Consider the following 26,289-nt stretch of genomic DNA (forward strand, 5'->3'; position numbering starts at 1 on the left):
GTAAGCAAGCTCAACCGTTAGAAGCTTTGTCCATCTGAACGCTGACGGTGTAATCAAATTCCAATGTGACATCTGTAAGTGGACGGCTCTGGCAGGTAAGGATTTCATCTTTACCGGTATAAGCCAGGGAATCTTTCTGGGATACCTTGCCCGTGGCCAAGCGGCAGCGGCAAGCGCCACAGACCCCATTCCGGCATTGGTATTCAGGTTGCAACCCCGCATTTTCCAGCTGTTTAAGCAACGACTCGCCAGTATTCCCGTCTACCTCGAAGCCGTTAACGTTCAGAGTGACTTTACTCATAAGATCAGGCTCAAAGCTCAAAGTCGTCCAGATCGCCAAGGTCTACCGCACTGTCAATTTGTCCCACGAGGTAGGAACTGATCTCAGCTTCCTGTGGAGCGACCTGAACGTTGTCTGAAGAAAGCCATGCATTGATCCAAGGGATTGGATTGTGGCTCGAAGTGGCATAAGCCGGTTTGAGGCCGACAGCTTGCATACGAAGGTTGGTGATGTACTCCACGTACTGGCAGAGAATATCTTTGTTAAGGCCAATCATTGAGCCGTCTTTAAACAGGTACTCCGCCCACTCTTTTTCCTGCTCGGCAGCTTTCTTGAACAGGTCAAAGCACTCTTGCTCAGCCTCACGAGCGATTTCTCCCATTTCCGCATCGTCTTCACCGCTGCGCAGAATGTTCAGCATGTGCTGGGTACCGGTGAGGTGCAATGCTTCGTCACGGGCAATCAGCTTGATGATTTTGGCGTTACCTTCCATAAGCTCCCGCTCAGCGAAAGCAAACGAACAGGCGAAGCTGACATAGAAGCGAATGGCTTCCAGCGCATTAACGCACATTAGGCAAACGTAAAGCTTGTGCTTGAGATTGCGCAGCGAAACCGAGACCTTTTCACCATTGATCACATGTTCCCCTTCACCCAGTTGGTGGTAGAGGTTGGTGGCTTCAATCAGGTCATCATAATAGCCGGCAATGTCGTTGGCACGCTTGATGATATGTTCGTTGACTACGATATCGTCAAAGACCATTGAAGGATCTTTGACAATGTTGCGGATAATATGGGTGTACGAGCGTGAGTGAATGGTTTCTGAAAACGCCCATGTTTCAACCCAGGTTTCCAGCTCAGGGATGGAAATCAGTGGAAGCAGCGCAACATTAGGACTGCGGCCCTGAATAGAGTCGAGCAGAGTCTGGTATTTCAGGTTGCTGATGAAAATATGCTGTTCGTGTTCAGGTAACTGGTTGTAATCGATACGGTCGCCGGAGACATCAACTTCTTCTGGGCGCCAGAAAAAGGAAAGTTGTTTTTCAATCAGCTTTTCGAAGATTTCATATTTTTGCTGATCGTAACGGGCAACATTTACCGGTTGTCCGAAAAACATTGGTTCTTTGAGAGGGTTGTTATTTATCTTTGAAAAGGTGCTGTAGGCCATTTACTTAACCGCCAAATAAATTAAAACCGATGGGGAGCACACCGGCTCCCCACACTAACGTTGTCCTTAGATCTTACATGCACCGCCTGCACAGCCATCATCTTCTTTGATGTCTTCCTGGGCATCAGCTGCACCGTCACGGGTGTTGTGATAGTACAGTGTTTTCACTCCCAGTTTGTAGGCTGTTAGCAGGTCTTTCAGCAGGAGTTTCATTGGAACCCTGCCGTTTTCGAATTTGCTTGGATCGTAGTTGGTATTTGCAGAGATAGCCTGGTCAACAAACTTCTGCATGATACCAACCAACTGCAGGTATCCGTCATTTCCGCCGATATTCCAAAGCAACTCATAGCTGTCACGGCAATTTTCGTAATCCGGTACCACTTGCTTGAGGATTCCGTCTTTCGATGCTTTTACGGAAACGAATCCACGTGGAGGCTCAATGCCATTGGTCGCATTTGAGATCTGCGAAGAGGTTTCTGATGGCATCAGCGCAGTCAGCGTAGAGTTACGCAGGCCGTGAGTGACGATCTCTTCGCGCAGAGCTTCCCAATCGTAGTGCAGAGGCTCATCGCAAACTGCATCGATATCTTTCTTGTACGAATCAATCGGAAGGATGCCTTTCGCGTAAGTCGTTTCATTAAACGCCGGGCACGCGCCTTTCTCTTTTGCCAGGTTTACAGAGGCTTTCAGCAGGTGGTACTGAATAGCTTCAAAGGCACGGTGAGTCAGGGCATTGCCGCTTCCGTCAGAGTAGCGGGCACCGTGCTTCGCCAGGTAGTAAGCAAAGTTAATAACACCGATACCCAGAGTGCGGCGGTTCATTGTCGCTTTATAAGCCGCCGGCAAAGGGTAATCCTGGTAGTCCAGAAGGCTGTCGAGTGCACGGACTGCAAGTTCAGAAAGCTCTTCCAGCTCATCCAGGGATTTAATTGCACCCAGGTTGAATGCAGACAATGTACACAGTGCAATTTCACCCTGGTCATCTTCTACGTTGCTCAAAGGCTTGGTAGGCAGCGCTATTTCCAGACAGAGGTTGGACTGGCGTATTGGAGCGACAGCCGGGTCAAACGGGCTGTGGGTGTTACAGTGGTCCACATTTTGGATATAGATCCGGCCTGTTGAGGCTCGTTCCTGCATCAGCAGCGAGAATAGCTCAATGGCTTTAACGGTTTCGCGCTTGATACTAGAGTCGTTTTCATATTGCTCGTAAAGGCGTTCAAATTCGTCCTGGTTTTCGAAGAAGGCATCGTAAAGCCCTGGGACGTCAGAAGGCGAGAACAGGGAGATGTTGCCACCTTTAATCAGGCGGGTATACATCAGCTTGTTGATCTGTACACCGTAGTCCATGTGGCGGACACGGTTTTCCTCAACACCACGGTTGTTTTTCAGTACCAACAGTGACTGCACTTCGCGGTGCCAGATAGGGTAGAACAATGTTGCCGCACCACCGCGAACCCCGCCTTGTGAACAGCACTTTACTGCGGTCTGGAAGTACTTGTAGAACGGGATACACCCTGTGTGGAAAGCCTCTCCACCGCGAATTGGGCTGCCCAGTGCACGGATACGTCCGGCATTGATACCAATACCCGCGCGCTGTGAAACATAGCGTACGATAGAGCTGGCAGTTGCGTTGATTGAGTCGAGGCTGTCGTCACACTCAATCAGTACACATGAGCTGAACTGGCGGGTAGGGGTACGAACACCGGCCATGATTGGTGTTGGCAGAGAAATCTTGAAGGTAGATACAGCGTCATAGAAACGGCGAACGTAGTCCAGACGGGTTTCTTTTGGGTAGCCTGAGAACAGACAGGCCGCGACCATCATGTAAAGGAACTGTGCACTTTCATAGATTTCGCCTGTCACACGGTTCTGCACCAGATACTTACCTTCCAGCTGTTTTACGGCTGCATAGGAGAAGTTCATATCACGCCAGTGATCGATGTAACTGTCGAGAATGTTCAGCTCTTCAGAGGTATAGTCTTCCAGCAGATGGCCGTCGTACTTGCCCATGTCGACCATTTTTGCAACGTGATCTGCCAGGCGTGGTGGTTCAAACTGGCCGAATGCTTTCTTGCGCAGGTGGAAAATCGCCAGGCGTGCAGCGAGATACTGGTAATCCGGGGTGGCTTCTGAGATCAGATCTGCGGCTGCTTTGATAATGGTCTCGTGAATGTCTTCGGTCTTTATACCGTCATAAAATTGGATGTGAGAGCGCAGTTCTACTTGCGAAACAGAGACGTTATTCAGATCTTCTGCTGCCCAATCCAGTACGCGGTGGATCTTATCTAAATCTATGTTTTCTTTACGACCATCGCGCTTTGTTACGGTAAGTTGTTGGTTCATTTTATGCCTTATCCCAGATTTTTCTCAGCAAAGCACCATTTATGCAAAAATCACATAAATGGCGCTCGCTGTACGACTGACGTTTCTCCGCACCTGATTATTCTTTAACACAATATATAGGGGTGCATTGGCTTGTTGGTTACAAGATAGTGTTGATTTCGCCGCTTTGCAAGGCATGGGATAGTTACGAAAATGTGGATAACTTGGGGATGTGAAATTAAATGTTAGTGCTCACTCACCGATGATTCCCAATGCTACCAGTATTGGAAAAAAAGCAAGTGTAAAAATCTCTCTTTTTCCAGTCTCAAAAATAAGTTTTCTACCTGAACTGTTTGAACATCACGTAATCAGTTGGCTGTAGCCAACAACCCGATATTCGCGAAGTTTTTTAATTGTGACTGTTGTCAAAACAGCGACAGTAAATCCACAGGATTGGAGAGAATTTGATCTGCCTCCCACCCAATTGGATTTCCATCCGCTCCCGTATATCCCCATGCTGCAACTGCAGACAACATTGTTGCATTTTTCGCCGCGATGACATCGTTTCTGATGTCCCCGATATAAAGACAGCGATTTGCACCAATGTGCAACTGGTCTGCTGCATACCAAAGAGGCTCAGGATGAGGTTTGGCAACGGTCAGGGTATCGGCGCAAACCAACACCCTGGTGCGTGTGAGCAGGTCGAAATGAGGAAGGAGTAACTCGGTAAGGTACGTTGGTTTGTTTGTGACAATGCCCCACGGGATGTCAAGTTCATCTAACCCGGCAAGCATTTCGCTGACACCTGCGTATTGAGTCGTGCCATGGCAGATATGGTTTGCGTAGTAATCCAGGAACTGGCCTCGCAGTGATTTTGCATCCATGGTAGCGATATGCTCGCCGAAACCGGCCTTCAGTAACCCTGTCGCGCCGTAGCTGGTGTTGTCCTGTATCTGGCGTTTGGAAAGGGGAGGGAACTGGTGTAATGCCAGGACATGGTTTGCCGCTGCAGCCATATCTGCAGCGGTATCTAGCAAGGTTCCATCCAGATCAAACAGCACTGCGTCTGCGTACCGGGTCATCCGTTTCCTCTTTATATAGAAGGGTAATGGCGGCTTACGTTAATCTTCCGACTTTCGGGTATGGACGATGTAATTTACATCGACATTATTTCCAAGCCAGTAGTTACCAGTGAGCGGGTTATAATGCAGGCCGGTAATATGCTGGTCTTTCAAAGGCGTCGCATCAATCATGCGCAGCAACTCGCTGGGCTTGATGAATTTGTCAAAGTCATGGGTTCCTTTGGGAACAATTTTCAACAGGTACTCTGCTCCGAAAATGGCAAAAGCCCAGGATTTAGGGTTTCGGTTAAGCGTTGAAAAGAAAACATGCCCACCGGGTTTCACCAGCTTTGAACAGGAAGCAATAATGGATGCCGGGTCGGGGACATGCTCAAGCATTTCCATACATGTCACCACATCATATAAGCCCGGATTTTCTTCGGCGTGTTCTTCGACGGTACACTGTGTATAAGTAACTTTGACGCCGCTCTCCAGTGCATGGAGTCGAGCCACGGTCAGAGGCTCTTTACCCATATCAAGGCCGGTGACTTCAGCTCCTTCCTGCGCCATGCTTTCAGCAAGAATGCCACCGCCGCAGCCGACATCCAGAACTTTCTTCCCAAACAGCCCGCCGCACAGATCCATCACGTAGTTAAGGCGCAAAGGATTAATTTGGTGCAGTGGCTTGAATTCGCCCTCAAGATCCCACCATCGGGATGCCATATCTTCGAACTTTTTAATTTCTGACGGATCAACGTTTTGCTGTACGGCCATCATTGCCCACTTTATGTCTTTTGATTCCTGCGGGTCATTATACCTAACCGGTACAAAGGAGAAAGCAGCGACGATCGCTGCTTTCATTGGTGGAGCCAGTAGTTTTGTTGCATCAAGTGAAAACGTGACTGCTAAACGCGTAAAAGGGTCAGCTTGACGCAACATTCGTTAGGGTAATAGCGGTGATCATTGCAAACACAACGTATTTACAGACAATCAGCGAGTAACCGATAAGGTTAATCACGGGCGCTAACATGTGAACCTCCTTTCTATGGAGATGAATGAAGCTGTACCGTTATTAATATTAGTCTAATTGCATTTTATGCATTGAGAGGCAGCTCTCGAACAGCATGAAGACCACAACAAAGTTAAGGATTTGTTTCCTGAATCACAATAGATTGCAACAGACTGTATTTTCGTTGTTTTAATAATGGAATTTGCTAAAAACATGGTTGAGCGTGGATTCGTGAGCAGACTCAAATCAAATAGGTGCCTTAGGGGCGCTGAGTATGCTATTCTCCCGTACCTTGCCCGTATTTAAATACGACAGATTTAGCTGAGGGACTGAAGCTCCATGAGCGATCTTGCGAAAGAGATTACGCCGATAAATATTGAAGAGGAGCTGAAAAGCTCGTACCTCGATTACGCGATGTCAGTCATCGTGGGTCGTGCTCTTCCTGACGTGCGTGATGGTCTGAAGCCGGTTCACCGTCGCGTATTATTCGCGATGAACGAACTGGGTAATGACTGGAATAAAGCTTATAAGAAATCGGCCCGTGTGGTCGGTGACGTAATCGGTAAATATCACCCGCACGGTGACAGTGCGGTATATGACACCATCGTCCGTATGGCGCAGCCTTTCTCGCTTCGCTACATGCTGGTCGATGGCCAGGGTAACTTCGGTTCCATCGATGGCGACTCCGCCGCAGCAATGCGTTATACCGAAGTTCGCATGGCGAAAATCGCCCATGAACTGCTGGCTGACCTGGACAAAGAAACGGTCAACTTCGTGCCAAACTACGATGGCACAGAGCAGATCCCTGAAGTATTGCCAACTAAAGTTCCTAACCTTCTGGTGAACGGTTCTGCCGGTATCGCAGTAGGTATGGCAACCAACATTCCTCCTCATAACCTTGGTGAGGTTGTGGATGGCTGCCTGGCGTACATCGATAATGAAGCCATTACTATCGATGAGCTGATGGAATTCATTCCTGGCCCGGATTTCCCAACTGCTGCAATGATCAATGGCCGTAAGGGCATTGAAGATGCGTACAAAACCGGCCGTGGAAAAATTTACCTTCGTTCAAAAGCTGATATCGAAGTTGACGAAAAGAACGGTCGTGAAACGATCATCGTCACCGAGATCCCTTACCAGGTTAACAAAGCGCGTCTGATTGAAAAGATCGCTGAGCTGGTGAAGGACAAGAAGGTTGAAGGTATCAGTGCGCTGCGCGATGAGTCTGACAAAGACGGTATGCGCATCGTCATTGAATGTAAGCGCGATGCTGTGGGTGAAGTGGTTCTGAACAACCTCTATGCCCAAACCCAGCTGCAAACGTCTTTCGGTATCAACATGGTGGCGCTGGATAACGGCCAGCCTAAGTTGTTCAACCTGAAAGACATGCTGAAGTGTTTCATCAACCACCGCCGTGAAGTGGTAACCCGCCGTACAATCTTCGAACTGCGCAAGGCTCGTGACCGTGCTCATATCCTCGAAGGTCTGGCGATTGCCCTGGCGAACATTGATGAAATCATTGAGCTGGTGCGAGCTGCACAAACACCTGCGATTGCAAAAGAGCAACTGGTTTCCCGCGGTTGGAAACTGGGTTCAGTTGAAGCGATGCTGGAAGCGGCTGGTGTTGATGCTGCCCGTCCTGAATGGCTGGCTGCTGAGTTCGGTATCCGCGACGAGCTGTACTACCTGACTGAACAACAGGCTCAGGCGATCCTGGATTTGCGCCTGCATAAGCTGACCGGTCTTGAGCACGAAAAGATTCTGGACGAGTACAAAGGCCTGCTGGAACTGATAGCAGAGCTGATGTACATCCTCGAAAGCACAGAGCGTTTGATGGAAGTGATCCGCGAAGAACTCGTTGCAATCCGTGATGGATTTGCTGATGAGCGCCGCACTGAAATCACTGCATCAAGTGCTGATATCAACATCGAAGACCTGATCAACCAGGAAGATGTTGTTGTAACCCTGTCCCACCAAGGTTACGTGAAATACCAGCCTCTGAGCGACTACGAAGCTCAGCGTCGCGGTGGTAAAGGCCGTTCGGCAACCCGTATGAAGGAAGAAGACTTCATCGAGCGTCTGCTGGTGGCAAATACCCACGACACGATTCTGTGTTTCTCAAGCCGTGGCCGTATGTACTGGCTGAAGGTTTACCAGCTGCCGCTGGCATCCCGTACTGCGCGTGGTAAGCCAATCGTTAACCTGCTTCCTCTGGAAGAGGATGAGCGCATTACAGCCATCCTGCCGGTTAAAGAGTACGAAGAAGACAAGTTCATCTTCATGGCGACCGCTGACGGTACCGTGAAGAAGACACCTCTGACTGACTTCAGCCGTCCACGCAGCGCCGGTATTATTGCCGTGAACCTGCGTGAAGGTGACTCCCTGATCGGTGTTGATATCACCGATGGCACCAACGACATCATGCTGTTCTCTACATTCGGCAAGGTTGTTCGCTTTAAGGAAGATGCTGTACGTGGCATGGGCCGAACTGCGGCTGGTGTACGTGGTATCAAACTGGCAGAAGGGGACAAGGTTGTTTCCCTGATTGTTCCACACACTGAAGGCGATATCCTGACAGTGACCTGGAACGGTTATGGCAAGCGTACTGTGCTGGAAGAATACCCAGCCAAGAGCCGTGCAACCCAAGGTGTGGTTTCTATCAAGGTTTCCGAGCGTAACGGTAACGTGGTAGGGGCTATCCAGGTTGAAGAAAATGACCAGTTCATGATGATCACCAACGGCGGTACCCTTGTACGTACCCGCGTTGGCGAAGTGAGCCAGGTTGGCCGTAATACCCAGGGTGTACGTCTGATCCGAACCGGGGAAGGTGAGTTTGTAGTTGGCCTGCAGCGTATTGACGACGCGGGCGATGAAGACGAGCTGGAAGACGGTGAACTGACAGATGTGGAAGGTGTAGATGCACCGGAAGCCACTGACGGTGAAGGCGAAGAGTAATCTTCGGCTTTAAAAGGAAAGCGCAGCCCAGGCTGCGCTTTTTTGTATCGGTATATCCGAACCGCTTCAAAATTCAGGTTTGGGTATATATTGTGATCTGGGTTAAGGTTTGCAAAACCTACGTATTGGTGGTAAATCAATGATTCGGCTCAATTCGAACCGATTTTAACCCCACGCATTAATCTACCAGAACCCCTCTGGTGAATAGCAGGAGCTTCCAACGACTATGGACAACGTTTTTAACTTCTGTGCCGGACCTGCCATGCTGCCGGCTGAAGTGATGAAAAAAGTACAGAAGGAATTGATTAACTGGAACGGCCTTGGCACATCGGTTATGGAAATTTCCCACCGTTCCAAAGAGTTTATTGCAGTTGCCGAACAATCCGAACAAGATCTGCGCGACCTGCTGTCAATTCCAGAGAATTACAAAGTCCTTTTCTGTCAGGGTGGGGCCCGGGCACAATTTGCCGCTGTTCCAGTGAATATGCTCGGAAGCAAAGACATTGTTGACTACATCGATGGCGGTTACTGGGCTCATAGTGCAGCAGACGAAGCCAAGCGTTACTGCACGCCGCATGTTATTAATATTGCGACTGAGCGTGACGGTAAGAAGGCTGTGCTGCCTGCGTCAGAATGGAAGCTCAGCTCAGATTCCGCCTTTGTTCATTTCTGCCCTAATGAAACGATCGATGGTATTGAAATCCGGGATTTGCCACAAACTGACAAGCCGCTGGTTGCGGATATGTCATCTACTATTCTTTCCCGAAAAATCAACGTCTCAGACTATGGCGTGATTTATGCGGGTGCACAGAAGAACATTGGTCCTGCAGGCCTGACTATTGTCATCGTACGTGATGACTTGCTGGGTAAAGGCAGTGATGCATTGCCGTCAGTACTGAACTGGAAAGTGCTTGCGGAAAAAGATTCCATGTACAACACACCACCAACGTTCGCCTGGTATCTGGCGGGTGAAGTATTCAAATGGCTGAAAGCAGAGGGTGGTGTTGATGCCGTTCAGGCTCTCAATGAAGCAAAAGCGTCGCTACTCTATGGTTTCATTGACAGTTCCGACTTTTATCGCAATCAGGTTCATGGCGATAACCGCTCGTTGATGAATGTACCATTCCAACTGGCAAATCCGGATCTGGATGCGTTGTTCCTGGCAAAGGCTGATGAAGCTGGCCTGCGTGCTCTGAAGGGGCACAAGGCGGTTGGGGGAATGCGTGCCTCCATTTATAACGCTATGCCTTTGGCTGGTGTAGAAGCGTTGGTCAGGTTTATGGAGAACTTTGAAAAGTCCCATGGATAAAAGTCCAATATACTGATTGAGAGCCGCTTCTATAGCGGCTTTTTTTGTGCTTGTATAAAAACGACGCACACGATTGCGCAAACGTTTGCATTTATGGAGTAAATCACTAAAATAGCGCCCAACTTCAACTCTCTATGTGTGCCGCTTCATACCGGATAATGCTTACCGGAACAAAACAGAAGCAACGGATACCCAGTCAGCGTTCCGTTTGAGCCGCCTTAAGGATGTAAACATGACAGCGAAGCCTCAGGACGTGGTCCGTCCGAAAAAGTCCGACCTGGTATTCCGTTTGGATGACCGCCCACCTTTACCCCAAACTCTGTTTGCCGCGTTGCAACACCTTCTTGCAATGTTTGTAGCGGTAGTGACACCTTCACTGATTATCTGTCAAACACTGGGCTTACCGGCTTCAGATACCAACACCATCGTCAGTATGTCCTTGCTGGCATCCGGCGTGGCTTCGTTCATTCAGATTAAACGTATAGGGCCAGTGGGCTCTGGTCTGCTTTCCATCCAAGGCACCAGCTTTAACTTTTTGGGTCCAATTATTGGTGCCGGACTTGCCATGAAAGCGACAGGTGTCAGTACAGAAGCCATGATGGCCGCGATTTTCGGTACGATCATGGCTGCCTCTATGGCCGAAGTGCTGATTTCACGGGTATTACAGCATGCGCAACGAGTCATCACGCCACTCGTTGCCGGTATCGTGGTAACCCTTATCGGCCTTACCCTTATTCAGATTGGACTGACCTCCATGGGTGGTGGATATGCAGCCATTGAAAGCGGTACTTTTGGCAGCATGCAAAACCTTGCATTGTCTGGCACTGTACTGGGTTTGATTGTTGTACTGAACCGTGCAAAAAATGCTTACCTTCGTGTGGCATCGATCGTTATTGCAATGGCTGCAGGCACGATACTTGCCGCTTTTATGGGGCTGGTAGATCTGTCCCGCATGGCGGATTCTGATCTGGTTGAGATCCCGGTACCCATGCAATACGGACTGGGTTTTGACTGGGGATTACTGGTTCCACTTATCATCGTGTTCATGGTGACCTCCCTGGAAGCAATTGGCGACATCACTGCGACCTCGGAAGTGTCTGAACAGCCGGTATCCGGTCCGGTTTATATGAGCCGTATCAAAGGCGGGGTTTTAGGTGACGGTATTAACTCAGCGGTAGCCGCCCTTCTGAACAGTTTCCCGAACTCCACATTCAGCCAGAATAACGGCATCATCCAGCTGACGGGTGTTGCCAGCCGTTATATCGGTTTCTTTATCGCGGGTATGCTTGTGCTGCTTGGATTGTTCCCGGCAGTTGCAAATCTGGTTCAGCTTATTCCGGAGCCGGTTCTTGGCGGTGCAACGATTGTGATGTTCGGAACCATTGCTGCCTCAGGGGTTCGAATTATCTCACGCTGTGAGCTGGACAGACGAGCCATTCTGATTATGGCGCTTTCCTTCTCTATGGGGCTTGGGATTGCACAAAAACCAGAGATCCTGCAATTCATGCCTGACTGGGTTAAAGGCATTCTTTCCAGCGGGATGGCCGCGGGAGGCATTACGGCAATTATCCTGAACCTGGTTCTGCCTGAAGATAACGACGAGCGTTAACAGTTTGAGCCACGTTAGTTATAAAACTGACGTGGCTTTGTTTATGAGACATTTTTTATATCGCTCTATACTCAAAGAAAAGTTTTGAAACTGGCTTTGGGAGGAGTGATGCAAGAGGACTTACCATCAACTTGCAAATATGATGACCCCGATGGGTTTGTGTGCAATGAACCATCCAATGAGTCGGGTTACTGCTTTTGGCACGACAAAAATTCTGCAAAAAATCACCCTGATATAAAGGTCCAGCTGGAGGACTACGCCAAGAGGGGAGGCCTGTTGAGAGGCATCCAAATGGCGAGGGCAAACCTGATCGATGTAAACTTGGTCAAACACAACTCAAAATCAGGTTACGATCTCAGCCATTCAGATTTCTACCGCGCAAACTTGCAAAACGCCCATCTGTTCAAAGCCAGTTTTGAACACGGCAGCCTGATGAAGGCAGACCTTAGCCACGCCAATATCCATTGCGTTAACTTATGTAACTGCAACCTGCTTGGCACCCGGTTAGCGAATACCAAGATTGACAACGTCCGTATTGGGTCCCAGGTGCGTCAGGAAACTGAAGGGTTGATTGCTGCCCGTCATCGTGAACATGAAAAGATGGTGGATCTCTTTGAGCAATCAGAAGAAATTTACCGGGATTTAAGAAAGGCAGCCGAGAAGCAGGGCATTTTCACCATGGCGGGTCATTTCCTCCAGAAAGAACTGACAATGCGCCGTTACCAGATGCCAAAGTTCTCCCTCGAGAGATTGATTTCAAAAACCGTAGATTTGTTTTGTGGCTATGGTGAGGATCCGATTCGTGTCGTACTGTTTTCCCTGTTGCTGATATTTATCAGTGCCGTACTTTACGCCATTTTTGGGATTCAACATGGGGGAGCCATCGTTGCGGTTTCCACGACACAGCCAGTGGCAACCAACCTTGAAGCGTTTGCTTCCTGTCTTTACTACAGCGTGGTGACCTTTACGACACTGGGTTACGGGGATTTTGTCCCTATAGGGTTTTCTCGCCTGATTGCTGCGACAGAGGCGTTCACGGGCAGTTTTACCATCGCACTTTTTGTGGTGGTTTTTGTTAAAAAAATGACCAGATAGTAAGAAGTAATTGAAATTGCCGTTTCTGTGACTTTTTTAACAATTGGCTGGAACCCCTCAAGCTAATCCGATACCCTGCTTACACGCAAGAAAACAGGACGAAGACAATACAAAATGGAGAGCCTGACGTTACAGCCCATTTCCCGGGTGCAGGGTGAAATAAACCTTCCCGGTTCAAAAAGTGTTTCTAACCGCGCGCTATTACTCGCCGCCCTGGCTAAAGGCACAACCCGACTGACCAACCTGCTCGACAGTGATGATATCCGGCATATGCTGACCGCCCTGCGCCAGCTCGGTGTTAACTACACTCTCTCTGATGATAAAACTGAGTGTGTGGTTGAAGGCTTGGGTGGGCCTTTTCCGTCCAGCGATGCGTTTGAACTCTATCTTGGCAACGCCGGAACCGCAATGCGTCCTTTGGCGGCAGCATTGTGTCTTGGGGCTGGGGAATATGTCCTCACCGGTGAACCGCGAATGAAAGAACGGCCAATTGGCCACCTGGTTGATGCGCTCCGTGAGGCCGGTGCAGAGATCAGTTACCTGGAAAACACCGATTATCCGCCACTGAAGATCAAAGGAACGGGCCTTAGAGGTGGTGAAGTAAGTGTTGATGGCTCCATTTCCAGTCAATTTCTAACCGCACTGTTGATGACTGCCCCGCTTAGCCAGAATGATATGGTGATCCGTATTGAAGGTGAGTTGGTTTCGAAGCCATATATTGATATCACACTGCATATTATGGCGCAGTTTGGTGTTGAGGTTGAAAACCGCGATTATCAGGTATTTAACGTTAAAGGTGGCCAGGAATACCAGGCCCCAGGTGACTTCCTTGTTGAAGGGGATGCCTCTTCGGCTTCATACTTCCTGGCAGCAGCAGCGATTAAAGGCGGTGAAATCAAAGTCACTGGTATTGGTCGCAAGAGTATTCAGGGTGATGTTGCCTTCGCCGATGCATTGTCAGCAATGGGGGCAGAAATCGAGTGGGGCGACGACTACGTCATCTCACGTCGTGGTGAGCTAAATGCCATTGATATGGATTTCAACCATATCCCGGATGCGGCAATGACTATTGCTACAGCAGCTTTGTTTGCCAAAGGCACTACGTCCATTCGTAACGTCTATAACTGGCGGGTGAAAGAAACAGACCGTTTGGCTGCAATGGCAATCGAGTTGCGTAAAGTCGGGGCGGAGGTCGAGGAAGGTGAGGATTACATTACTATTACCCCGCCGGCATCATTAACCCACGCTGCGATTGATACTTACAATGACCACCGCATGGCGATGTGCTTTTCCCTTGTGGCGCTCAGTGATACGCCGGTCACCATAAACGATCCGGGTTGTACATCCAAAACCTTCCCTGATTACTTCGATAAGCTGGGAAGCGTCAGTCAGTATTAATTACCCTGCGTATTCAAATCCAGAAACGGCATGTCAGATACCTGACATGCCGTTTTTATTTACAGGAATTCAGGCAAAGAAAGTTCTGGCTATCGGGTGAATAGATGGGATTTTGGTCACAACTTATTTATAATAACCGCCGGATTTTCCATTGTCCGGATGGAACGCTTTGCAAAAAAGCTTGTCAGAAATGCCGGACATTACAAACCCAGAATCAGAAAGTTGGAGAAGTCTATGTCAGGTAGTGCACCCATTATCACCGTTGATGGCCCAAGTGGAGCGGGCAAAGGAACGCTTTGCATGCTGTTGGCGGATAAACTGGGATGGCATTTGTTAGACTCCGGCGCTATTTATCGTGTTTTGGCGCTTGCTGCAATTCACCACAGTGTGGATACCGAATCTGAAGATGCACTGGTTCCGCTGGCAGTCAGTCTGGATGTTCAGTTCAAGGCCGAAGGTGAACTGGTGAAAGTGATCCTGGAAGGCGAAGATGTATCCCGTACGCTGCGTACGGAAGAAGTGGGAAATGCAGCTTCAAAAATTGCAGCGTTACCACGTGTTCGCGAAGCACTGCTTCGTCGCCAGCGAGCGTTTGCGGATGCACCGGGACTGGTCGCTGACGGCCGTGATATGGGTACGGTTGTCTTCACCGGCGCAGAGGTAAAAATCTTCCTCGATGCGAGTGCTGAAGAACGCGCGAATCGCCGCATGAAACAGTTGCAAGAAAAGGGGTTAGATGTTAGCTTTGACCACCTTTTGAAAGAAATAGAGGAACGTGACTATCGCGACAGAAATCGTACTGTTGCGCCGTTACGTCCCGCCGAGGATGCACTGGTTATCGACTCAACCAGCCTGACCATCGAGCAGGTACTGGAAAAGGTGCTATCTTTCGCAGAGTCCAAACTGTCCGCAGCATAAGCTGTAGGGCAAAAATCAGCGTCAAGGATGATGGCTGATATTATTAACAACCCCACGCGGTAGGACACCCGTGGACGTTTAATTAACTGAAGATTGAATCAATGACTGAATCTTTTGCTCAACTCTTTGAAGAGTCCCTGAAAGAACTCGAAACTCGCCCAGGTGCGATCGTTAAAGGTACTGTAGTTTCTATCGCGAACGGTTTCGTTCTGGTAGACGCAGGCCTGAAATCAGAATCAGCAATTCCAGCTGAGCAGTTCAAAAACGCTGCTGGCGAACTGGAAATCGAAGTTGGTTCTGAAGTTGACGTAGCTCTGGACGCAGTTGAAGACGGTTTCGGTGAGACTCAGCTTTCTCGTGAGAAAGCGAAGCGCCACGAAGCTTGGATCCAACTGGAGAAGGCTTACGAGAACGCTGAAACTGTTATGGGTGTTATCAACGGTAAAGTTAAAGGTGGCTTCACTGTTGAACTGAACGGCATCCGTGCATTCCTGCCAGGTTCACTGGTAGACGTTCGTCCAGTACGTGACACTGCTCACCTGGAAGGCAAAGAGCTTGAGTTCAAAGTAATCAAGCTGGACCAGAAGCGCAACAACGTTGTTGTTTCTCGCCGTGCTGTTATCGAATCTGAAAACAGCCAAGAGCGCGACGAACTGCTGGCTACTCTGCAGGAAGGTCAGGAAGTTAAGGGTATCGTTAAGAACCTGACTGACTACGGTGCATTCGTCGACCTGGGCGGCGTTGACGGCCTGCTGCACATCACTGACATGGCGTGGAAGCGCGTTAAGCACCCATCAGAAATCGTTAACGTTGGCGACGAGATCGCAGTTAAGGTTCTGAAGTTCGACCGTGAGCGTACTCGCGTATCTCTGGGTCTGAAGCAACTGGGTGAAGATCCATGGGTTGCTATCGCTAAGCGTTACCCAGAAGGCACTAAGCTGTCTGGCCGCGTAACCAACCTGACTGACTACGGCTGCTTCGTAGAAATCGAAGAAGGCGTTGAAGGTCTGGTACACGTTTCAGAAATGGATTGGACCAACAAGAACATCCACCCATCTAAAGTTGTTAACGTGGGTGACGAAGTTGAAGTTATGGTTCTGGATATCGACGAAGAACGTCGTCGTATCAGCCTGGGTCTGAAGCAGTGTAAAGCTAACCCTTGGCAGCAGTTCGCAGAAACTCATGCTAAGAACGACCAAGTAACTGGTAAGATCAAGTCTATCACTGACTTCGGTATCTTCATCGGTCTGGACGGCGGCATCGATGGTCTGGTTCACCTGTCTGACATCAGCTGGAACATGCCAGGTGAAGAAGCAGTTCGCGAATTCAAGAAAGGCGACGAAATCACTGCAGTAGTTCTGCAAGTCGACGCTGAGCGCGAGCGCATCTCTCTGGGCGTGAAGCAGATGGAAGAAGACCCATTCAACAACTTCATGGCTGCTAACAAGAAAGGCGCTATCGTTAAGGGTAAGGTAACTGCCGTTGACGCTAAAGGTGCAACTATTGAGCTGGCTGAAGGCGTTGAAGGTTATATCCGCGCTTCTGAAGCTTCACGTGACCGTGTTGAAGACGCAACTCTGGTTCTGGCTGTTGGCGACGAGCTGGACGCTAAGTTCACTGGCGTTGACCGTAAGAACCGCGTAATCAACCTGTCTGTACGTGCGAAAGACGAAGCTGACGAGCAAGAAGCAATGGCTGCCCTGAACAAGCAGGAAGACACTGTTGTTTCTGCTATGGCTGAAGCTTTCAAAGCAGCTAAAGGCGAATAATTCGCAGATTTGAGGGGGAAATTTCCCCCTCAATGGCTATAATGTTGAGAAACATACTAAAATAGCGGGGTATCTATGACCAAGTCTGAACTGATTGAACGTTTGTGCAGTCAACAGAGTCATCTGTCTGCAAAGCAGGTAGAAGATGCTGTCAAGGAAGTCCTTGAGCATATGGCAAAGACTTTGGAGTCAGGCGATCGCATCGAGATTCGTGGCTTTGGTAGTTTCTCTTTGCACTATCGTGCGCCACGCGTAGGTCGCAATCCAAAAACAGGTGACAAAGTTGAATTGGACGGCAAGTACGTTCCTCACTTCAAGCCTGGTAAAGAGTTGCGCGACCGCGTTGACATCTATAGCTAAGCGAGATTCGATTGAAAAAACGGCATGCATCAGGTATGCCGTTTTTTTTTACCTGTTTTCGATGGTCTGACAAGTGAATTTACTGCATAATCGGCAGGTTAGCTCAGTGAAACCGGGCAGTCCGAAAATTCTGTTCCGTATAGGCCGGTTTCACAGGAATAAAGGATAAAAAGGATAATATTGTGAAGGTATTGAGCATCGTCATTCTGGTTGTCTTTTTCTTGGTAGCTCTGGCGTTGGGCTCAGTGAACCAGGAGTTGGTTGGTTTTAACTTCCTCGCTGCTCAGGGCGAATTCCGCCTGTCTACTTTATTGGGTGGTGCTTTTGGCCTCGGCTTTATCCTCGGTTGGCTTGTCTGCGGTTTACTTTATCTTCGTGCTCGTTTCTCTGCCCGTCGTTTACAGAAACAGGTCAACAAACAGCAGCAGGAACTCGATAAGCTGCGCACGGAGCCAGTTAAGGAATAATCCATGCTGGAGTTGCTGTTTCTGTTACTTCCAATTGCAGCTGGCTATGGCTGGTATATGGGGAACAGGAATGCCCGACACCAACGCGAAGAGAAGTCTCACCAAATATCCCGGCAGTACGTTACTGGTCTGAACCTGATTCTTTCAGACCAGTCAGATAAAGCTGTCGATCTCTTCATAGAGCTGTTGCAGGTCGATAACGAGACCATAGATACCCATCTGGCTTTGGGTAACCTTTTCCGAAGCCGTGGTGAAGTCGACCGTGCAATCCGCATCCACCAGAATTTGATTGCACGTCCTAATCTGACCACCGATCAACGAAACCTCGCTCTTCAACAGTTAGCCAAAGACTACATGGTTGCTGGTTTCTTTGACCGGGCTGAGAAGATCTTTTCCCAATTGCTCGATGAGCCTGACTATCGCGAGTCAGCACTCCGTCAGTTACTTGCTATCTACCAACAGACCCGCGAGTGGGATCGTGCTATTGAGATGGCTACCCATTTGGTCAAGCTTGGGAAATCAAAGCTCAAACGCGATATCGGGCATTTCTGGTGTGAACTGGCAATGTTGTCGATTGCTGCCGGTGAGAACTCACAGGCCAGGCAACAGCTGAAAAAAGCCATGTCATCGGATAAGGGTTGTGTACGTGCAAGCCTGATGCTGGCCAAAATGGACATGCAGCAGGAAGACTATAAGTCTGCGGTTAAAAACCTCGAATATATGGTTGAGCAGGACATTGATTTCACCAGTGAGGCATTGCCCCTGTTGGTCACCTGCTACAGTCATCTGAAAAAAGATAACCAACTTACACGTTTTCTAAATTACTGTATTGATAAAGGGGCGGGTGCCACTGCGGAATTGATGTTGGCAGACAACATCAAGAAGTCTCAGGGTAATGCCATGGCACAGAGTTACCTTACCCGTCAGTTAACCCGGAACCCGACCATGAAGGGGTTCCACCACCTCATGGAATACCATGTGGATGAAGCGGAAAACGAGCGGGCCCGTGACAGCCTCACGACCCTTAAGGGGTTGGTAGGTGAACATATAAAAATTAAGCCGCGCTACCGCTGTCGCCAGTGTGGGTTCTCAACCCATTCCCTATACTGGCATTGCCCGTCTTGTAAGAGCTGGGGCACGATAAAACCAATTCGTGGCCTGGATGGAGAGTGATCAGGAGATATGATGCAAGACCCTAAAGTTATAGTTGCACTGGATTACGCAAATAAGGATGACGCGTTGGCTTTCGTTGACCGGTTGGTACCGGGAAGCTGCCACCTGAAAGTGGGCAAGGAAATGTTCACACTGTTTGGTCCTGAGTTTGTGCGTGCTTTACATCAACGGGGTCACAGCGTCTTTCTGGACCTGAAATTCCACGACATCCCAAATACCTGTGCGCGAGCTGTAGCCGCGGCTGCAGAGTTGGGTGTCTGGATGGTAAACGTTCATGCAAGTGGCGGTGAACGAATGATGGTGGCTGCCCGTGAAGCCCTGGAGCCTTACGGCAACGACAAACCGCTGCTGATTGGCGTGACCGTACTGACCAGTATGGAAACTTCTGACCTTTCTGGCATTGGTATTACGCGGGAGCCTCAGGAACACGTCCTGTCTCTGGCAACCCTGACTAAAAACAGTGGGCTTGATGGCGTAGTGTGTTCTGCTCAGGAATCGACCATGCTGAAATCTGCCCTTGGTGCAGAATTCAAACTGGTAACACCGGGCATCCGCCCAGCAGGCAGTGATGCCGGTGACCAGCGCCGTATCATGACACCGGTTGATGCTGTTGCAGCAGGTTCGGACTATCTGGTTATAGGGCGCCCAATTACCAAGGCTGAAGATCCAGCTGCCGTTCTTGCAGCGATCAACATGTCTCTGAACAACTGAGAAAGCTGATTCAAAAAAAACCGGTTTGATGATCAATCAAACCGGTTTTTTTATTTATACCTCAGCGTTTCGGTGGTTCATTGAACCTGGACTGAAAATCACTGGTTGTTGCAGTAACGGGCTTTTCTGTCCAGAGAAGGCGTACTGAAATGGCTCTCCAGAAGGCGCTGGGTCAGGCTGTGCTGAGGGTCAGAAAACACCTGCTCAGTTGGGCCTTTTTCCACTACTTCACCATCCTGCATCACAATCACTTTGTCAGAGATATGCTTTACCATTCCCATATGCTGTGACACATAGATGTATGACAGCCCCATCTCTTCCTGAAGCTCCAACAGCAGGTTGATAATCTGGGAGCGCATGGACATATCAAGACCATTCAGTGCTTCATCAGCAACGATGACACATGGCTGGAGAATTAATGCCCTTGCCAGTGAAACACGCTGTTTCTGGCCGGTGGCTAACATCTGGGGGTAAAAGTGCGCATGCTCTGGTAAAAGGCCAACTCTGCGCAAAGTATTGTAAATCCGTTTTTCCCGTTCCTGCGGAGTCATATTGGTATTCCGCTTGAGTGGGCCTTCCAGAATTGACCCTATCCGTAACCGCGGATTCAAAGCGGTGTTGGGATCCTGGAAAATCATCCGGATCAGTTTGCAGCGGGTTTGGTAGTCACCATGGGAAAGTAATTCACCATTGACCCGGATCTCACCGGATGTGGGTGCAGTCACCCCGGCCAGCATTTTTGCCAGTGTCGACTTACCTGAACCGTTCTCACCAATTAATGCCAGTGTCTGGCCAACCTCGAGAGAAAACGAAATTGGCTTAATTGCTTCCACAGTCCGTCGTCCCAGCAGGCTGGTGTGGTTGTAGTAGTCTTTTTTTAAGTTAGTGACTTCGAGCAATGCTGTCATTTTTCTTGCTCCATATTCAGCGGGAAATGACAGCTGAATTTATGGTTCTTCACACGAAGGCTTTGCGGCACTTCCACGCACTTGCGCTGTGCGTAAGGACAGCGTGGTCCCAGCCGGCAGCCGATGGGCAAATGCTGGAGAGGCGGGATTGAGCCGGGCAATGTTTGCAGGTGGCTTTTGTGCGGGATGTCTTTACTGAAATCCGGCATCGCCTTGAGCAGGGCTTCTGTGTAGGGATGGTGAGGTGATTCCAGCAGTTGTTTCCGGCTGGCTGACTCCACCGACTGGCCACAGTACATCACCGTAATTCTGTCTGACCACTGGGTCACTGTTGTGAGATCGTGGCTGATAAGCAGGATTGTGGTGTTGGCCAACTGGTTTGTCCGGCTCAGCAGACGGAAAATCTGAGACTGGGTGATAGGATCAAGATCCGCAGTGGGTTCGTCCGCAATCAGCAGACGAGGGCGGTTGGCTATTGCCATTGCAATCATCACCTTCTGACACTCACCGTCTGTCAGTTCGTAAGGGTAGGAGTCCATTACCCGTTTATGGTCTTTAATACCTACCTTGTGCAGCAATGCGATGGATTGCTGTTTTCGCCAGTTAAGGCGTTGCCACCAGTGACCGGAAAATGAATCCGACGGAATTGCTTCTTCCAACTGGCTTCCTACCGCCTCGGAAGGGTCCAGGCAGGTGCTTGGCTCCTGGAATACCATCGCAATTTCACGACCGACAATTTTACGGCGTTCGCGCGGTGAAAGGGATAAAAGGTCTACATTGCCAAGGCGCAGGCGGTCAGCGCTCACACGCCAGTTGTCTTTGGTCACGCCGCAGATGGCTTTGGCTACCAAGCTTTTTCCGGAGCCGGACTCCCCAACCAAACCGCGAATTTCACCTTCATTGATTGTAAGGCTCATGCGGTCGACAGCTTTAACCATTCCCTGCGGGGTGTCGATTTCAATAGTCAGGTGTCTGATATCAAGTAACGGCATTACTCTGTACCTGCGTTGATTGCCTGGGTGATGCCACCACCCACCAGGTTCACTACTAAAACGCTGAACATAATTGTCAGCCCTGGCAGGGTGACTGTCCAGGGAGCGTTGTAAATCAGCTCAAGGGAATCTCGGAGCATGGCCCCCCATTCAGGGGATGGAGGCTGGGCACCTAGGCTTAGAAAACCCAGCGCAGCGATATCAAGAATGGCGACAGACAATGCACGGGTAGACTCAGTGCTTAGCACCGTCAGGATATTCGGTAAGATTGAGTGGTACAGTAAATAGGCTGAGTTAGCACCATCCAGACGTGCCGCCACGATGTAATCTTTTTCCACCTCCCGGTGTACGGCTGTATAGACCGCCCGGATAAAGCGCGGAATCAGAGCCAGCCATACTGCGAGCAATATGGTGGTTTCCCCTGGGCCGAAAAAGGCCACCACAATGATTGCCAGCAAAATGGTAGGGATAGAGAGGACAGTATCCAGGACGTGGTTAAGAACGCTGGAAACAAGCCCGCGTGTCATACCCGCCAGCACGCCAATCAATGAACCGACAACCGCAGATGAAAAAGCAATAACAATGGCATAGCCAAATGTCAGGCGGGAACCCAAGATAAGACGTGAAAGCACATCCCGGGTTAAGTCGTCTGTACCCAGGAAGAATTCAACACGCCCGGTGCTGTCCCATGACGGCGGGATCAGCAGTACCCCGGTTTGGTGTTGAGGGTCATAAGGAGCCAGCCAAGGGGCGAAAATGGTGGTGAACAGCAGTGCGCAAAGGCACCAGAAGCCGAACATCGCTGGTGTGTTGGAACGGAAAGCATGCCAGGAGCGGGACAGCTGGGTTGGGATCTGCTCTTCCTGATAAACATTATTTGTTGGCATACCACTCTTTCCTTACCAGGGGATTGACAGCTGCACCGGCAAGTTCGGTGAATATGTTTACCAGCAGTACTGAAGTCGCCACGCTGATAACACCGGCCTGAATAGCAACATGGTCCTGGTGCGCGATGGCGTCAAGCAGCCACCGGCCGATACCAGGCCAGTTAAAAATGAACTCAACAATGATCGCCAGCGTCAGAACCGTTGAAAACTGAAGCCCCAATTTCGGCAGCAAAGGTGGCAGTGCATTCTTCATCACGTGCCGGCGTACAATTTCACTACGGCTGAGACCTTTGGTCGCCGCTGCCTTCACGTAATTTTGTGTCATCTCATGGGCTACCGATGCTTTCATCAGCAGGATAACTTCTGTCATTGGAGCAATCGAAAGCACGATGGTAGGCAGGATAAGGTGGCGAAGAATATCTTCCAAGGCTGCTGATTGGTAAGGGTGTGAAGAAAGCAAAACATCAATCAGCGCAAAACCGGTAACCTGCGGGATTTCGTAAAGAACGTTGTACTGGCCGGAAACCGGCAGCCAGCCAAGGTTAAGGGAAAACAAGGTAATAAAGATAACTGCCATCCAGAAAACCGGGACGGAGAAACCGATCAGTGTACCGAATGAAATGGCCGTATCAGAGACGCCGCCTTTGTTGGCCCCGGAAATAGTCCCCAAAGGAATACCAAGGATAAGGGCCAGCAGGAAAGCGAAGAAACAAAGCTCCAGAGTGGCAGGGAAGACGGCGATGACTTCGGCACTGGCAGATGCGCCAGACAATGTGGTGCCCAGGTGACCGGACAAAAGTTGTTGCAGGTAATCAAACCAGCCGCCCCAAAAGCTGTGCTGGTTCCAAACTGAACTCGGGTCGAGGCGCAAAATACTGAAACCCACCATGGACAGGATAAGCATGGTGATAACAAAGAGGTTCAGGCGCCGGATGGTGTAAATCAGCATCTGTCAGTAACCCCGTGAGACCTCGACGAATGACTGTGAACCAAAAGAATTTATCTCCAAACCGTGCAGTGAGCGGGCCGCTGCAGAATAGTAAATACCATGGGCCAGGGGCACGACTGGCATCCGCTCAGAGAGAATTTCCTGTGCCTTGGCGTAATAGACATTACGCATTTGTCTGTCCTTGACGGCGATAGCGTCATTGAGGGCGCGATCGAAATACCGGTTGCACCAGTTAGACAGGTTCCAGCCGGTAAACTTGGCGCTGCAGGAGAGCAGCGGCCGCAAGAAATTATCCGGGTCACCGCTGTCAGCTACCCAGCCAGTCAGTACCATACCTTGTGTCTGGGATTCGCGAATTGTTTTCCTCGACACATTCTGAAGGTCATTGATGGTAACTCGAACACCAATTTGAGCCAGGTCGGCCTGGATAAGCTCAGCCATTTTTCGTGGGCTGGGGTTATACGGGCGAGGTTCATGGGTAATAGCAAGTTCCACGTCGAAACCATTCCGGTAGCCGGCTTTTGCCATGAGTACCTTGGCCAGTTTCGGATCGTATGTTTTTACTTCGGAATCCGGCTTGTGAGCCCATGAATTCGGGGGTAAAAGTGCCCCGGCTTCAGTGCCGGTGCCATAATACACTGAACTGATTAGGTTGCTACGGTTTATTGCCAGACTGATGGCTTTTCGTACTTCCAGTTCAGATAAGGCAGGATGCCGGGTATCCAATGCCAGGTAAGCCGTGTTCATCCCGGTTTGGGAGTTAAGGTTGAATTCTGTCCTGCTGCGGATTACGGGTAACTGGCTGGCAACGGGTGAGGGGAGTACATCACATTCACCGGTTAACAGCTTTGCCAGGTTGCCGGTTCCACGCGAAGAGATATCCAGGACAACCTGCTCCATTGCGGCGGCGCCCTGCCAGTAACTCCAGTTTCTGCGAAGCCGAATGTAATCGCCGGGATGGTAGTCGTCGACAAAGAAAGGACCGGTGCCCACGGGTTTTGTATCCAGTTTTTCTGGTTTCCCTTGTGCCAGGAGGTATTGCCCGTATTCCTGTGACAGGACGACAGCGTAACTGGTAGCGAGGGTACCCAGGAAAGAGACGTCCGGCCGTGAAAGGGTAAACCTGACGGTTTCATCGTCAAGGGCGTCGACACTTTCTACCAGCCCGGTAAAGTCAGTACTGTCAAACCACGGGTATTCACCGCCGGAGACAAAATGGAAAGGGTGGTCGGGGTCGATAAGGCGACGGAAGCTGAAAACCACATCTTCTGCCGTTAATTGCCTGTGGGGGACAAACCAGTCAGTAACCTGGAAATTTACACCTTTGCGCAACTTGAATGTGTAAACTTTACCGTCTTCACTGACACTCCAGCTTTCAGCGAGCATCGGGACAGGGTCAACCGATTCCTGATCGAAGCTGACCAGCCTGTCATAGATTTGGGCCGAAAGGGTATCGACCGTAATCCCGCCATCCGTGAGCTGAGGATTGAAGGTATTCGGCTGTCCCAGGGTGCAATAAACAAACCCTCGTTGCCGGATAGTGCTCTCTCGCTCTGCATCTTCACACCCGACAAGGGCCAGTAACCCCGTAATCAGGCAAAAAAGCCGAGTTAAGCTGCGCATATCAAATAAGTACTTATTTTAATTAAGGAGACTAATTTAACACTTAACGTAATGGGTCTCCATGCCTAGGCCACAAACCGAGCCGAAAGTGAGAACCTGCCTGAATGGATGTAAATTGTGGCTTCAAACCGGCAGCTTCTTCTGGGTATTCAGGGTTTTTCGGTAGACAGCTGGTGTTTTTTAAGCAGACCCCTCAGCTGATGGTAGCTCAGCCCCAGCATTTCCGCTGTTTTTCCCTGGTGGTAACGTGAAAGGCTCAATGCTTCCTGAATGGCTCGTACCTCGGTGTCTTCCAGCAGCTTTTTCATGTCCATGGGAAATGTCAGTGACATGCCATTGTCTGCAGGGGGGGGCAAAGCGGTTGTCTCCTGCTGGGCTGACTGCTGCCAGGGGGAATCAAAAGGGTCAAACAGGATTTGGTAAATGGGAGCGTCGTGATCTTCCTGGCGGTAGACTGAACGCTCAACCACATTACGCAGTTCCCGCACGTTACCGGGCCATGAATAGTTGATCAGGGCTTGCTGCGCGTTTTCGCTGAACCCGGCGAAATAGGGTAAGTCCAGTTCACGGCACATCTTAATGGCAAAATGTTCTGCCAGCGCCATGATGTCACTTTTCCGGGCCCGCAGTGGAGGCAGGTGAATCACATCAAATGCCAGTCTGTCGAGAAGGTCCGCCCTGAAGCGCCCGTCACTAACGGCATCGGGAAGGTATTCATTGGTGGCGCACACAAGGCGGACATCGGTATTGAGGGTCTTGCTGCCGCCAACCCGCTCGTATTCACCATACTCGATTACCCGAAGGAGCTTTTCCTGTACGGACATTGGCGCATTGGCCAGTTCATCAAGAAACAGTGTACCGTTTTCAGCGCGCTCAAAGCGGCCCTGGTGCCGGGCTTTCGCCCCGGTAAACGCTCCGGCTTCATGACCAAACAATTCGGAGTCAATCAGTCCTTCACTGAATGCGGCACAGTTAAGGCTCACCAGTGGGCCATCCCATCGTCCTGACAGGTAATGGATACGCTGGGCTATCAATTCCTTGCCTGTACCTCGCTCCCCGATAACCAAAACCGGCCGGTTTAAAGGTGCAAGGCGGGAGACCTGATCCAGTACGGCGAGAAAAGGTTCCGACTCCCCAATTAACGACTGTGGCTTCTGCATGGTCATTTTCACCAAAATTTAGTTTTTTCCATCATATCGAAGATGGTCAAAAAAGTCTCATTTGTTTTAACTTAATGAAAAATAGATGAATTTCATTTTGGCACGCAACTTGATATAGATAACCTGACGCCAAAGACAAATAAGACTGTAGCAATGTGTATCCCTTTAC

The 26,289-nt window shown here is 49.9% G+C and carries 22 protein-coding genes; 11 read left to right on the forward strand and 11 right to left on the reverse strand.

All coding sequences use genetic code 11. The features are described 5' to 3' along the window. Window positions 1-10 precede the first annotated feature (10 nt). The 5 genes from NF212_RS06115 to ubiG form a co-directional block, all read right to left on the reverse strand. A complete protein-coding gene (locus tag NF212_RS06115) occupies window positions 11-301 on the reverse strand; it encodes a 2Fe-2S iron-sulfur cluster-binding protein (RefSeq protein WP_434359768.1) in 291 nt (96 codons plus the stop codon). A 10-nt stretch (window positions 302-311) separates the two neighbouring features. Next, on the reverse strand, window positions 312-1,445 hold the full coding sequence (gene nrdB, locus NF212_RS06120) for a class Ia ribonucleoside-diphosphate reductase subunit beta (protein WP_434359770.1): 1,134 nt from the start codon (window positions 1,443-1,445) through the stop codon (window positions 312-314). A gap of 66 nt (window positions 1,446-1,511) precedes the next feature. Next, window positions 1,512-3,788, reverse strand: coding sequence for a class 1a ribonucleoside-diphosphate reductase subunit alpha (nrdA, locus tag NF212_RS06125; RefSeq protein ID WP_434359772.1), 2,277 nt, complete (start codon window positions 3,786-3,788; stop codon window positions 1,512-1,514). Between the two features lie 404 nt (window positions 3,789-4,192). After that, window positions 4,193-4,849 carry an HAD family hydrolase gene (locus NF212_RS06130; protein ID WP_434359774.1) on the reverse strand — a complete coding sequence of 219 codons (657 nt, stop codon included), beginning with the start codon at window positions 4,847-4,849 and terminating at the stop codon, window positions 4,193-4,195. Window positions 4,850-4,888: 39 nt separating this feature from the next. After that, the gene (gene ubiG / locus NF212_RS06135; RefSeq protein WP_434360841.1) at window positions 4,889-5,602 is read right to left on the reverse strand and encodes a bifunctional 2-polyprenyl-6-hydroxyphenol methylase/3-demethylubiquinol 3-O-methyltransferase UbiG; all 714 of its coding nucleotides are present in this window, start codon (window positions 5,600-5,602) and stop codon (window positions 4,889-4,891) included. Between the two features lie 574 nt (window positions 5,603-6,176). Here ubiG and gyrA point away from each other — a divergent pair. From gyrA to pyrF, 11 genes are all read left to right on the forward strand, one after another. After that, window positions 6,177-8,792, forward strand: a complete 2,616-nt coding sequence (gyrA, locus tag NF212_RS06140) for a DNA topoisomerase (ATP-hydrolyzing) subunit A (RefSeq protein WP_434359776.1) — start codon at window positions 6,177-6,179, stop codon at window positions 8,790-8,792. A 226-nt stretch (window positions 8,793-9,018) separates the two neighbouring features. After that, on the forward strand, window positions 9,019-10,101 hold the full coding sequence (gene serC, locus NF212_RS06145; protein WP_434359778.1) for a 3-phosphoserine/phosphohydroxythreonine transaminase: 1,083 nt from the start codon (window positions 9,019-9,021) through the stop codon (window positions 10,099-10,101). Between the two features lie 232 nt (window positions 10,102-10,333). Beyond that, entirely contained in the window at window positions 10,334-11,710 is a 1,377-nt protein-coding gene (locus tag NF212_RS06150; protein WP_434359780.1) for a uracil-xanthine permease family protein, read from the forward strand. A 108-nt stretch (window positions 11,711-11,818) separates the two neighbouring features. Beyond that, on the forward strand, window positions 11,819-12,805 hold the full coding sequence (locus tag NF212_RS06155; protein WP_434359782.1) for a pentapeptide repeat-containing protein: 987 nt from the start codon (window positions 11,819-11,821) through the stop codon (window positions 12,803-12,805). 114 nt (window positions 12,806-12,919) lie between these two features. After that, a complete protein-coding gene (aroA, locus tag NF212_RS06160) occupies window positions 12,920-14,203 on the forward strand; it encodes a 3-phosphoshikimate 1-carboxyvinyltransferase (protein WP_434359784.1) in 1,284 nt (427 codons plus the stop codon). A gap of 234 nt (window positions 14,204-14,437) precedes the next feature. Beyond that, window positions 14,438-15,121, forward strand: coding sequence for a (d)CMP kinase (gene cmk / locus NF212_RS06165; protein ID WP_434359786.1), 684 nt, complete (start codon window positions 14,438-14,440; stop codon window positions 15,119-15,121). Window positions 15,122-15,222: 101 nt separating this feature from the next. Then, the gene (gene rpsA / locus NF212_RS06170) at window positions 15,223-16,890 is read left to right on the forward strand and encodes a 30S ribosomal protein S1 (RefSeq protein ID WP_434359788.1); all 1,668 of its coding nucleotides are present in this window, start codon (window positions 15,223-15,225) and stop codon (window positions 16,888-16,890) included. A 75-nt stretch (window positions 16,891-16,965) separates the two neighbouring features. Beyond that, a complete protein-coding gene (gene ihfB / locus NF212_RS06175; protein ID WP_434359790.1) occupies window positions 16,966-17,250 on the forward strand; it encodes an integration host factor subunit beta in 285 nt (94 codons plus the stop codon). Window positions 17,251-17,432: 182 nt separating this feature from the next. Then, window positions 17,433-17,717: a LapA family protein gene (locus NF212_RS06180; RefSeq protein WP_434359792.1), complete on the forward strand. Its 285-nt coding sequence runs from the start codon at window positions 17,433-17,435 to the stop codon at window positions 17,715-17,717. 3 nt (window positions 17,718-17,720) lie between these two features. After that, window positions 17,721-18,890 (forward strand): lipopolysaccharide assembly protein LapB, encoded by a 1,170-nt coding sequence (gene lapB, locus NF212_RS06185; RefSeq protein ID WP_434359794.1) that lies wholly within the window; start codon window positions 17,721-17,723, stop codon window positions 18,888-18,890. Window positions 18,891-18,902: 12 nt separating this feature from the next. Next, entirely contained in the window at window positions 18,903-19,601 is a 699-nt protein-coding gene (pyrF, locus tag NF212_RS06190; RefSeq protein ID WP_434359796.1) for an orotidine-5'-phosphate decarboxylase, read from the forward strand. A gap of 98 nt (window positions 19,602-19,699) precedes the next feature. Here the strand turns inward: pyrF and NF212_RS06195 are convergent, their stop codons facing one another. From NF212_RS06195 to pspF, 6 genes are all read right to left on the reverse strand, one after another. Beyond that, a complete protein-coding gene (locus NF212_RS06195; protein WP_434359798.1) occupies window positions 19,700-20,509 on the reverse strand; it encodes a peptide ABC transporter ATP-binding protein in 810 nt (269 codons plus the stop codon). Then, window positions 20,506-21,501, reverse strand: a complete 996-nt coding sequence (locus NF212_RS06200) for a peptide ABC transporter ATP-binding protein (protein ID WP_434359800.1) — start codon at window positions 21,499-21,501, stop codon at window positions 20,506-20,508. The genes NF212_RS06195 and NF212_RS06200 overlap by 4 nt, the downstream gene beginning before the upstream one ends. Then, window positions 21,501-22,388 carry a putrescine export ABC transporter permease SapC gene (gene sapC, locus NF212_RS06205; RefSeq protein WP_434359802.1) on the reverse strand — a complete coding sequence of 296 codons (888 nt, stop codon included), beginning with the start codon at window positions 22,386-22,388 and terminating at the stop codon, window positions 21,501-21,503. Before sapC ends, NF212_RS06200 begins: the two co-directional genes overlap by 1 nt. Then, entirely contained in the window at window positions 22,375-23,337 is a 963-nt protein-coding gene (locus NF212_RS06210) for an ABC transporter permease (RefSeq protein ID WP_434359804.1), read from the reverse strand. Before NF212_RS06210 ends, sapC begins: the two co-directional genes overlap by 14 nt. 3 nt (window positions 23,338-23,340) lie before the next feature. Next, a complete protein-coding gene (gene sapA / locus NF212_RS06215; RefSeq protein ID WP_434359806.1) occupies window positions 23,341-24,960 on the reverse strand; it encodes an ABC transporter substrate-binding protein SapA in 1,620 nt (539 codons plus the stop codon). A gap of 149 nt (window positions 24,961-25,109) precedes the next feature. After that, window positions 25,110-26,120: a phage shock protein operon transcriptional activator gene (pspF, locus tag NF212_RS06220; RefSeq protein WP_434359808.1), complete on the reverse strand. Its 1,011-nt coding sequence runs from the start codon at window positions 26,118-26,120 to the stop codon at window positions 25,110-25,112. Window positions 26,121-26,289 lie beyond the last annotated feature (169 nt).

This window comes from Parasalinivibrio latis (assembly GCF_036825535.1).
GTDB lineage: Bacteria > Pseudomonadota > Gammaproteobacteria > Enterobacterales > Vibrionaceae > Parasalinivibrio > Parasalinivibrio latis.